Source organism: Streptomyces sp. NPDC017890 (assembly GCF_044328675.1).
Classification (GTDB): Bacteria; Actinomycetota; Actinomycetes; order Streptomycetales; family Streptomycetaceae; genus Streptomyces.
In genome coordinates this window covers 18469-27646 of sequence record NZ_JBIRHU010000043.1, presented here as the reverse complement: position 1 = coordinate 27646, position 9178 = coordinate 18469, and the positions used below count along the sequence as shown (strand labels likewise).

7 protein-coding genes and 1 pseudogene are annotated in these 9178 nt (G+C 68.6%); 5 read left to right on the top strand and 3 right to left on the bottom strand.

The window, feature by feature from the left end:
* The 5 genes and pseudogenes from ACH4F2_RS34165 to ACH4F2_RS34145 form a co-directional block, all read left to right on the top strand.
* Positions 1–208: pseudogene (locus ACH4F2_RS34165) on the top strand (hypothetical protein); the annotation flags it as partial.
* On the top strand, positions 189–947 hold the full coding sequence (locus tag ACH4F2_RS34160; RefSeq protein ID WP_134999797.1) for a hypothetical protein: 759 nt from the start codon (positions 189–191) through the stop codon (positions 945–947). The pseudogene ACH4F2_RS34165 and the gene ACH4F2_RS34160, both read left to right, overlap by 20 nt.
* Positions 948–986: 39 nt before the next feature.
* Positions 987–1517, top strand: coding sequence for a redoxin family protein (locus ACH4F2_RS34155; protein ID WP_050655199.1), 531 nt, complete (start codon positions 987–989; stop codon positions 1515–1517).
* On the top strand, positions 1517–2419 hold the full coding sequence (locus tag ACH4F2_RS34150) for a cytochrome c biogenesis protein CcdA (protein ID WP_050655198.1): 903 nt from the start codon (positions 1517–1519) through the stop codon (positions 2417–2419). Before ACH4F2_RS34155 ends, ACH4F2_RS34150 begins: the two co-directional genes overlap by 1 nt.
* Positions 2416–3795: an NAD(P)/FAD-dependent oxidoreductase gene (locus ACH4F2_RS34145; protein ID WP_050655197.1), complete on the top strand. Its 1380-nt coding sequence runs from the start codon at positions 2416–2418 to the stop codon at positions 3793–3795. The genes ACH4F2_RS34150 and ACH4F2_RS34145 overlap by 4 nt, the downstream gene beginning before the upstream one ends.
* A 157-nt stretch (positions 3796–3952) precedes the next feature.
* On the opposite strand, the gene ACH4F2_RS34140 is transcribed toward ACH4F2_RS34145, so the two are convergent.
* The 3 genes from ACH4F2_RS34140 to ACH4F2_RS34130 form a co-directional block, all read right to left on the bottom strand.
* Positions 3953–4888, bottom strand: coding sequence for a site-specific integrase (locus ACH4F2_RS34140; protein WP_238587940.1), 936 nt, complete (start codon positions 4886–4888; stop codon positions 3953–3955).
* A gap of 520 nt (positions 4889–5408) precedes the next feature.
* Complete coding sequence (locus ACH4F2_RS34135; RefSeq protein WP_125053151.1) at positions 5409–8534, bottom strand: CHAT domain-containing protein; 3126 nt, start codon at positions 8532–8534, stop codon at positions 5409–5411.
* Positions 8531–9175, bottom strand: a complete 645-nt coding sequence (locus ACH4F2_RS34130) for a hypothetical protein (RefSeq protein ID WP_073513676.1) — start codon at positions 9173–9175, stop codon at positions 8531–8533. Before ACH4F2_RS34130 ends, ACH4F2_RS34135 begins: the two co-directional genes overlap by 4 nt.
* Positions 9176–9178 lie beyond the last annotated feature (3 nt).

Below are 9178 nucleotides of genomic sequence, written 5' to 3'. Positions count from 1 at the left end.
GCTCGCCGGTCTCGGTGGCGTCTTGACCAGCCCGTGGCTGCTCGGCGCCGGCTTGTTGGTCGTGGCCGCCGCCGTCGGCTACACCCTGCGGCGGCGCGCCGCAGGCAAGGCCGCCCGGTGTTGCCCGACACCACCGGGTGCGGACGGGCCCGCCGCCCCGGGCGATCACCACCTCGAGAGCGTGCGCCATGACCACCTCGAATACTGAGACCACGCCGACCGACACCCCGATGGGCGTGCGGGAGACCGTGTTGACGCTGCTCGCGCTGGCCGCAGGCGGCCTGTCGTCGCTGCTGATCGTGGCTGCGACCACCAGGGGCGGCCTGGCCTCGATGCAGGTGTTGTTCTGGGCGATCGGGCTGCCCGGCATGCTGCTGGTCTTCGCCATCGGCGGCTACGCCCATTTCGCGGAATACCCGCGGCTGGCCAACCGGATCGCGGTCGGCGTCCTCGGCGGGATCGCGCTGACCGCCGCCCTCGAGGTCGTCCGCTCTGCGGGCGTGCACCTGGGATACCTGTCGGACGATGAGCCGACGATGTTCGGTGCGATGATCACCGGCGCCGACCACATGGCCGCCCCGACCCTGGCTTCCTACACGCTGGGAATCGTCTACCACTTCTTCAATGGCATCTCTTTCGCGCTGGTGTATTCCATCGTGTTCGGCCGCACCCGCTGGTGGGGTCCGGTGGCGTTCTCGGTGTTCGTCGTGTGGGTCGGCATGATGCTGTTGCCCCCGATGGCACCCATGCTCGGCGCGTTCGGCACCGGCAAATACGCGAGCGCCTGGAACCCGTACGTGGCCGACACCCTGCTCGCCCACATCGCCATGGGCCTGGCACTGGCCGCGGTGATGCACGGGCTGGCCCGCGACCGCGGCCTGCTGCTGGCACCGCGCACCCTGCCCGGCGTGCACCATCCCCCGGCCCACGCCCACCCGAGCACCTGAACTACCCCCACCCCACCCACGGAAGGCCCGTATCCTCCGATGACCCCTTTGCTGCGTACCCGCCGCACCGCCGCCGCCGCGCTCGCGCTCACCGCCGCGCTGATGCTCACCGCCTGCAATAGCACCGACAACTCCGCACCGCCCGCCCCCGGGGCACCCACCGGCACGAGCGCACCCGCCCAGTTCACCACCGTCTCCGGTAGCACCGTGAGCGTGCCCGGTGAGAAACCGACCGCGGTGTTCTTCTTCTCCGTCGGCTGCGGGGCATGCGTCGGCGGCGCGAAGGCGCTCGCGGGTGCGGCCGAAAAGCTCGGCAGTGCAGCGTCGTTCGTGCTCGTCGACATGAATCCGGGCGAATCGGCGCAGACCGTCACCGGGTTCCAGTCCGACACCGGCACCCAGGCGATACCCGCCGTGATCGACACCGGCGCAACCCTGACCACACGGTATTCGGTGGCCGCGTTGTCGACGCTGCTGGTGATCGACCCCTCCGGGAAGGTGAGCTACCGGGCCACCGACCCGTCCACCGACCAGATCACCGACGCACTGCGCAAGGCCGGGGCCGCCTGATGGGCGGGCTCCTCGCGCTGGCCTTCACCGCCGGGATGCTCGCCCCGGTCAACCCGTGCGGATTCGCACTGCTACCCGCCTGGATCACCCACACACTCGGCGACACCACCACCGCGCCCCTGCCGATCCGCATGGGACGTGCCCTGCGCGCCGGATCCGCGCTCACCGTCGGATTCGCCGGCACCCTGGCCGCCGCCGGCCTGGCCATCAGCGCCGGAGCCAAGATATTGATCAGCGCCGCCCCAAGGCTCGGCCTGGCCGTCGGAGTCGTGCTGGTACTGCTGGGCCTGCTCATGCTCACCGGCCGCAGCCTCGGACTGCGCCTGCCCGCCCGCACCCGCCGACACGCCGCGGCGTCGACGACCGCGGGCATGATGGCCGCGGGCGCCGGGTACGCGGCGGCGTCCCTGTCGTGCACGTTCGGGGTGCTGCTGGCCGTGATCGCGCAAGCCCAGGCCACCGCCGGATGGGGCGGGCTGACCGCGGTGTTCGCCGCCTACACCGGTGGGGCCGCCACGATCCTGCTGCTGGTCGCCCTCGCCACCGCCGCCGCGGGCACCGCACTGACCCGCCGGCTGGCGGTCCTGGCACGCTACGGCACCCGCATCACCGCCCTCGTACTGGCGGCCACCGGCGCCTACCTGATCTGGTACTGGCTACCCGCCGCGACCGGCCACACCACCGGGAACTCCAGCGGATCCACTACGTGGTCGGCTACCGTCAGCAACTGGTTGCAAACCCACACCACCCTGGTCACCACCGTGACCGCGCTGGCCGTGGCCGCCACCGTTGTCGCCGTCCTCGCGCACTACACCCGCACCCGCCGCCGCGGCACCGCACCCGGCTCCGTCGACTGCTGCGCCCCCGCCACGACCCCGATCGAGGAAAGGCAGCAGCAATGAGCGAACGTTACGACACCCTGGTCCTCGGTGGCGGCATGGCCGGTCTGCCCCTCGCGTTGCGCGCCGCCCGCCACGGCCGCGTCGCGTTCGTCGAGAAGGAACTCCTCGGTGGCACCTGCCTCAACCGCGGCTGCATCCCCACCAAAACCATGATCGCCTCCGCCACCGTCGCCCATCAGACCCGCCGCGCCGCCGAATTCGGTGTCCTCGTGACAGGCCCGGTCACCGTCGACCTCGCCGCTGTCGTCGCCCGCAAAGACCAGCTCGTCGACTCCATCCGCTCGGGCTCCTACCGAGCCGTCGAGAAATCCGACGGCATCGACTTCTACCACGCGCCAGGCCATTTCACCGGAGCACGCCGCCTCACCATCGACGGCACCGACCTCACCGCCGACCGCATCGTCCTCGCGCCCGGCACCCGCACCGCCCTCCCGGACATCGACGGCCTGGACACGGTGCCCTACTACACCTCCCGCACCCTGCTCGACCTCACCGACCTGCCCGCCCACCTGCTCGTCGTCGGCGGCGGCTACGTCGGCTGCGAATTCGCCCAGATGTTCCGGCGATTCGGCGCCGCCGTGACCCTGATCCAACGGGCCGAGCGGCTGCTGCCGGGCGAGGACCCCGACATCAGCGCCGCCGTCACCGACGGCATGATCGCCGACGGCATCACCGTGCTCACCGGCACCACCTGCACCCACGCCACCGGCACTGCCGGTGACATCCGAATCGGCTGTACCGGCACCGAACCCGGCGAGTTGAAGGGCAGCCACCTACTCATCGCCACGGGCCGCACCCCCAACACCGATCGCCTCGGCCTGGAACATCTTGGCCTGCAACCGGATTCGCACGGCTTCCTCACCGTGGACGACACCCTGCACACCAGCGCCGAGGACGTGTGGGCCATCGGCGACGTGCGCGGCGGGCCGATGTTCACCCACACCGCCCGCGACGACGCCGACATCGTCTACCGCAGCGCCTACCGCGGACAGGACCGCACCGCCGCCGGTCGCATCGTTCCGCACGCGGTGTTCACCGACCCTGAAGTCGGATCCGTCGGACTCACCGAACCCGCCGCCCGCGCAGCGGGTTACGACGTCCTCATCGGCCGCCAGGACTTCACCGGCGTCGTGAAAGCCCGCGCCATCGGCAACACCCGTGGCCTGGTCAAGTTCGTCGCCGACGCCGCCACCGATGCCATCCTGGGCTGTCACATCGCCGGACCCGACGGCGGGAACCTCGTCCACGAAGCCGTCATCGCGATGACCACCGGTGCCACCTACACCCAACTCGCACAAGCCATCCACGTCCACCCCACCCTCGCCGAAGGGGTCAACACCGCGGCCGGCGGCGTCCACCGCGAAATCGGGGCATAGACACCCCACGAGCATCGCCCGGCTATCGGGTGATGCAGAACTCCGACTGCCCCGGATAACACGCTGTTATCCGGGGCGAACTGGAATCCGGTCTGCGGCGACGCGTCTGCCGCCCTGCGGTGTGCCAGTTCACCGTCACACCAGTACATTTCACGGATCATCGCCGCCGGCGGGCGGCGGGGTCGGTCTGGGCCTGCCATCGCATCAGGGACTCGGCCGACGGGTTCGCGTACCTAGCCAGCGACCGCACCGAGGTGTGGCCGCTCATGCGCATCAGCATCGGCGTGGACGCCCCGTCCTCCGCGGCGTGCGTCAAACGGCTATGGCGAAGTTGATGCAGCGTGAAGGGGCCGCGGGTGAAGTCAGCGGTGTGTGTCTCGAACAATTCCAGCGCCCGGCGATACGACAACCGCCCGCGAAGGGTCGACGGGTCGATATCGTCCACGGCCACACCGGGTTTCGCCTTCCGGTCGGTCAGGAACACCGGCCCCTTCTTCCGGCCCGCCAGCAACCGCGGCAACAGCCGCGCGGTCCCGGTCTGCCACGCGACCACATCTCTTGCCCCGCCCTTGCGGGTGACCGTGCCACATCGGTTCGCCGTGTCCAGGTCCGGGATGTCGAGCAGCAACAGCTCGTCGGCTCGGGCGGCGGTCTCGTACAGCATGGTCCACAACACCCGCTCCCGCAGCGGCACATCCTGCGCAAGCAGCCCGGTGACCTCGTCACGAGTCATCGCCCGGGAATGGTCCGGGGCCACTCTGCGCGGCACCAGCCGGACGACGGGATCGCCGAGGAGCCACTCCTGTGCCCGCCAGTACTCGCACGCCCCACGCAAGGAGGCGAGGCGGACATTGAACGTCTGTGCCGAGCTGCCGCCCCACTTGAAGGTGAACCAGCCACCGACCCGCTCGGCCTCCAGCAGTCCCACATCCGAATCGGCGCCGAAGTCGCGCACCAATTGGTTGAGGGCGACGGCGTACCCGCGTCGGGTGTTGACGCTCGGGATGGTCGACAGGTACTGATCCACCGCGTCCTTCAACCGCACCCCCCGCACCGGCAACGCCCGCACCTGCCCCACTGTCAGTCCTTCCACCCGGTCATTGAAGCCCGATCGGCGCTACCGCAGATAATTTACGGAGTCACCGCGTTCGGAGCGGGGTGAAGCGCCTGGTCGCGATCGAGGTTACCGCAGATAATAGGCCATTGTCTGCGGTAACTCCTTAGCGCCGGATCGGGCGGATATGCTCCTCGACCCCCTAAATCGGGCTGAGGGAGCGGTGCGGTTCGGCTGTGGGGGTCCACCCCTCGGTGTCGCTGCCCAAGCACTTCGAGACGTGGATCGCGGGCTCGGCTCAAGCTGTCATGTCGCGAAGTGGAGAGCTATTTCTTCGAATTATCTACTTATGCAGTAGAACTGGTTCCCGGAGGCACCGGCATGGCGGGTATCGCTATCGTCGATAATCGCGATCCGTAGCGGGTCGGGCCGCACCACCCCTACCCCGTGACGCAGACCGGGGCGGATTCGCGTGGGCGGTGCCGGTGGTGGCCAACGCGAGACCTGCCGGCGCCGGTGCGCGGTTCGCAGGCGGCACACCGCCCGGTTCCGCAGCCGGTCAGGTGTTCGGTGCGCCGTAGACGGTCAACCCGGCCCAGTACTCGGGCCAGGTGTGCCGGTGATCTGGATGCTGTTGCAGGTAGTCGAGTTTGGCGTGACGCAACGCGGCCAGGGCGGTCTCGCCGGCGGCGAGACGGTTCCAGAAGGCGATCATGATCGCGCTGGTGGCCTTGTCGTCGATGTTGTAGAGGCCACCGATGACGGTGGTCGCGCCGCGCAGCATCAATGCCAGGGGAAAGCCTCCGATCTCGATGCCGTCGGGTGCGCTGATTGGGGTGTTGCAGGAGGCCAGTACACACAACCGGGGCACGGTCCAGCTGAGGGCTTGGGCGGCGGTGACCCAGACGGTGTTTCCGTCGGCGTCGCGGAGCTTCTTCGCCTGCCCCCAGCCGTGCTCGTCGGCGCTGCCGTGCACAGCCATCGCGAGCAGAGAATACGGTTGCGCGCCGTCGACGGACATCTCGAGGTCGAGATCCTGGTGTGACTCGACCCGCCGGACTCCGTCGAGGGCGGCGAGCAAGGTGTCGAGCTCGGGCCGGGCGTGGGTGAGAGTGTGGTCGTAGAGGGCCAGCGAGGGGGTCGGGGTCCGCTGTTCGTCGAGTGCCATCAGCGACAGGGCGCTGGTCAGTGAGCCGTGGATGCTGACCAGGGCGTGGTCGAGGACAGCGGTGTCGGCGGTGACTGGGAGGGCGTCGAAAGGGATGTGGAAGAACCCGGTGGGCACGATCATCAGCCGTATCGGTGCTTCCGGATTGGTGGCAGCGAGCAGTTCGATCAACGGCTGCGGCAGCAGCCGAGGGGTGTAGTTCTCCCGCCATTCGAACGTGTCGTCGTCGCCGGGATGCAGGTCGAGGGTCAGCCGGGCGACCTCGACTCGATCGGTGAACTGCTCCGTGGGCCTTCCGGAAATGGAGATGGTGACCCTTCGCAGTAACGGCACCCACTCACCGCCGGAGCCGACTGCGTCGGTACCGCGAGACAGCGGGAGGAGCTGGAGGACGGCGGTGGGGACGGCGGTCAGGCCACGGCGGTCAAGAACAGCGGTGGCGGTGGCGGTGTAGAGATGGGACGAGTCGGCCAGAGCCGACAGGGGGCCGAGGACCGATTCGGCGGCCTTGACTGCGGCGGCCCGATCGACGGCGATCTCGTTGGATCGGCCCCGCAGCCCTCGCCCGTTCTCCTTCCCTTTGGTGTCCTCGTCGGGGTTCGTGCCGCTCAAGTCGACGGTGGCAGAGCCGGCGTCCTGCACGGCCAGTGCCGCGGCCCGGATGTTGGTGTCGACGTCGCGGTTGCGGGCCAACTCGGCCAGAAGCAGGCCCACCCGGTCCCGCCGGACGGCTTCCATGATCAGGTCGGCCGCCTCGTGATCGCCCAGGGTGACAGCCAGATCAGCCGCGTCGGTGAACAAGGCGGCGAACTTTTCCGCGATCCGGCGGCGGTCGATGGTGGTGGCGATGGTGAGCATCAGTTCGGTGACGCACCCGATCCCGCGTAGAAGCCGTCGCAATCGTTCGGTCTGTTCATCCGGTGTGGTCTCGGCCACCGCGCGGGCAGCGGCCATCCACGCGGTCGCCTCCGATTCCGGGGCCAGGCTCACTCCCTCGATACGTAGCATCTCCGTGGCGGTGAGGGCTTCGGTCTCGACCCGCACCCAGTCGATGTCGATGCCTGTGGCGGCGGCGCGCCACCACCACTCCGCTGACAGGCCAAGGGTTTTCGCGTGGGCGACGTAACTCGTTCCTAGATCGAACTCGGCGAGCCGTTCGTCGAGGCGATGACGTACCTCGTCGCTGCCGGCCACCCCATGCCGGACTGCGGAGGTGAGCGCATTCTGGGCCGTTGCCCATTGGTAGGCATTGCGGCTCGCGGTCAGCAGGTCCGTGGTCAACTCGACGGTCGGGGCGTCACCCGACATCAAGGCCAACCGTGCTCGACCGTAGAGAAGCGAGCTGACACCATTTCCGGCGAAACCATCCCACGCCGCTTCCGCCACATCCAGGAGGCCTTCCGCGTAGGCCCTGATCTGTGGATCCACGGCGGTGTCACCCGATCGGACGTAGCCGGAGGTGATGGCCCAGGCAATGTTCCCCAGCCAGGTGATCGCGGCCTTCGAGTTGAGCTGACGGTAGTGCGCCACGCAACCCATCAATTCCTCGATCGACGGCTGCCCCTCGAACATTATCCCGAGATCGTCCTTCAGACGGTTCTGCAGCCGTTGATAGCGGAACTCCTGTGCTCGGCTGAAGTCCTGGAACAGGTCCGCGTTCGCGCTCGCCTGGGTATTGGCATGACGCCGGGCAGTCGAGGACTGCGGGTACTGCGCCGCCAGGTCCCTGGACTTCTTCTCCATCCGCAGTACGGCGTGCACGTCTCGACTGCGGCGGTGCAGATGCCCTTCCAACAGCCAGGTATAGGTGAAATTGGTTGGGTCGGCATCGGCGTATCGGCGGGCGTGTTCGCGGGCAATCTCGACCTGCCGCATCGAATGCTCGACGAGGCTGACGTCGCGGTACGCGTTGCAGAGCAACTCTGCGCGTTTGAATCCGATCTTCTCGACGAGGAAGTCACCCAGAAACGGTGCTTCGCGGAGGATTCGAGGTCGTACCTCGTCGCCGACGATCTGGCGGTCACCCGGCTGAATGTGTGTCAGGGCAGCGATGGCGTCGTGCGGCTGATTCACCCTGCGGAGGTATCGGGCGAGTTGGATTTCCACGATGGCCCGATCGACAGGGTCGCCGTGGTCGCCGAGTTCGGTGAGTGCATGCCGGCAGTTTTCGACAGCCTGGATGATTTCACCTCCGGGCGCGACAGCGGTGACCACCTTCTGCTGCGGGAATCGCAGGAGTTGCGTCCACGCCAGCGCCCGTCGCACGTGCGATCGCGCCGTGTGGGACACGGAGGTGAGGTCGAGCAGCAGTTGTGCGGCGGAGCGGACGATGCTCTTACTCGGGACGCCGGGCGGGAACCCGCCGACGCGACGTTCGTGGATCGACTCCGGGGACAGTGCCAGGGCCGCGGCGATGATCGCGGTCAGCAGGGATTCGGCGCGGTCGGGATCGGTGCCCGTGCGGGCCTGGTCGAGTACCTCCCCCCAGGTGGCGCCAGGCGCGGCGTCGATGCTCACGCGGGGCCGGCCAGCACCGAGAGGGTGAGCACCGGGTGGGTGGCTTCGATGCTCGCAGGCAGGATCGCCTTGCCGGACAGCTCGGCCAGACCCATCTGCGCGGCGGCCTCACCACGATCGACCTGGTACAGCGGAATCCGGATGCGGGCACCGTCGCCGTAGTCGATCACCGCGAGGAGCGTGATACCTGGGTCAGGGGTGCTGCGCAGCGGCAACGTCACGCTCACCGCGGTCCCGTCCGCCACCGGGGTATCGGATACAGTCAGCGACAGTGGGCCGACCGCGTCGACGCCGAGGATCGCGGTGACCAGGTCGGGGTCGGTCACCCGCACCTTCCATAGCCGGCCCTCGTCGGCGGTCGCGGCCGCGCGGGTCGAGGACACCAGTCCAAGTTCGGCGGTCCAGGTCGCCAGGACATCGGCGAGGGTGTCGTCGTCGATCCGGGCGTCCCCGATGGCCTCCTGTGCCTCGACGATCGCGCTGGCCCGGGTGAAAGCTCGCTCGGTCATCGCCAGCAGTTCCTCGTCGGAAGGCATCAGAGTGTGGTCGGGGTCGTCGGCGTGCAGCTCGGCGTCGATCAGCGCCAGCAACGCCTCGGCCTCGGCAGCCAGACGTCCGGGGTCGTTGTCGAAGTTCGTCATCGT

What these genes read in the sequence shown, in the direction of transcription:
- ACH4F2_RS34160 (WP_134999797.1), top strand. Translation starts at nt 189, where the DNA reads ATGACCACCTCGAATACTGAGACCACGCCGACCGACACCCCGATGGGC.
- ACH4F2_RS34155 (WP_050655199.1), top strand. Translation starts at nt 987, where the DNA reads ATGACCCCTTTGCTGCGTACCCGCCGCACCGCCGCCGCCGCGCTCGCG.
- ACH4F2_RS34150 (WP_050655198.1), top strand. Translation starts at nt 1,517, where the DNA reads ATGGGCGGGCTCCTCGCGCTGGCCTTCACCGCCGGGATGCTCGCCCCG.
- ACH4F2_RS34145 (WP_050655197.1), top strand. Translation starts at nt 2,416, where the DNA reads ATGAGCGAACGTTACGACACCCTGGTCCTCGGTGGCGGCATGGCCGGT.
- ACH4F2_RS34130 (WP_073513676.1), bottom strand. Translation starts at nt 9,175, where the DNA reads ATGACGAACTTCGACAACGACCCCGGACGTCTGGCTGCCGAGGCCGAG.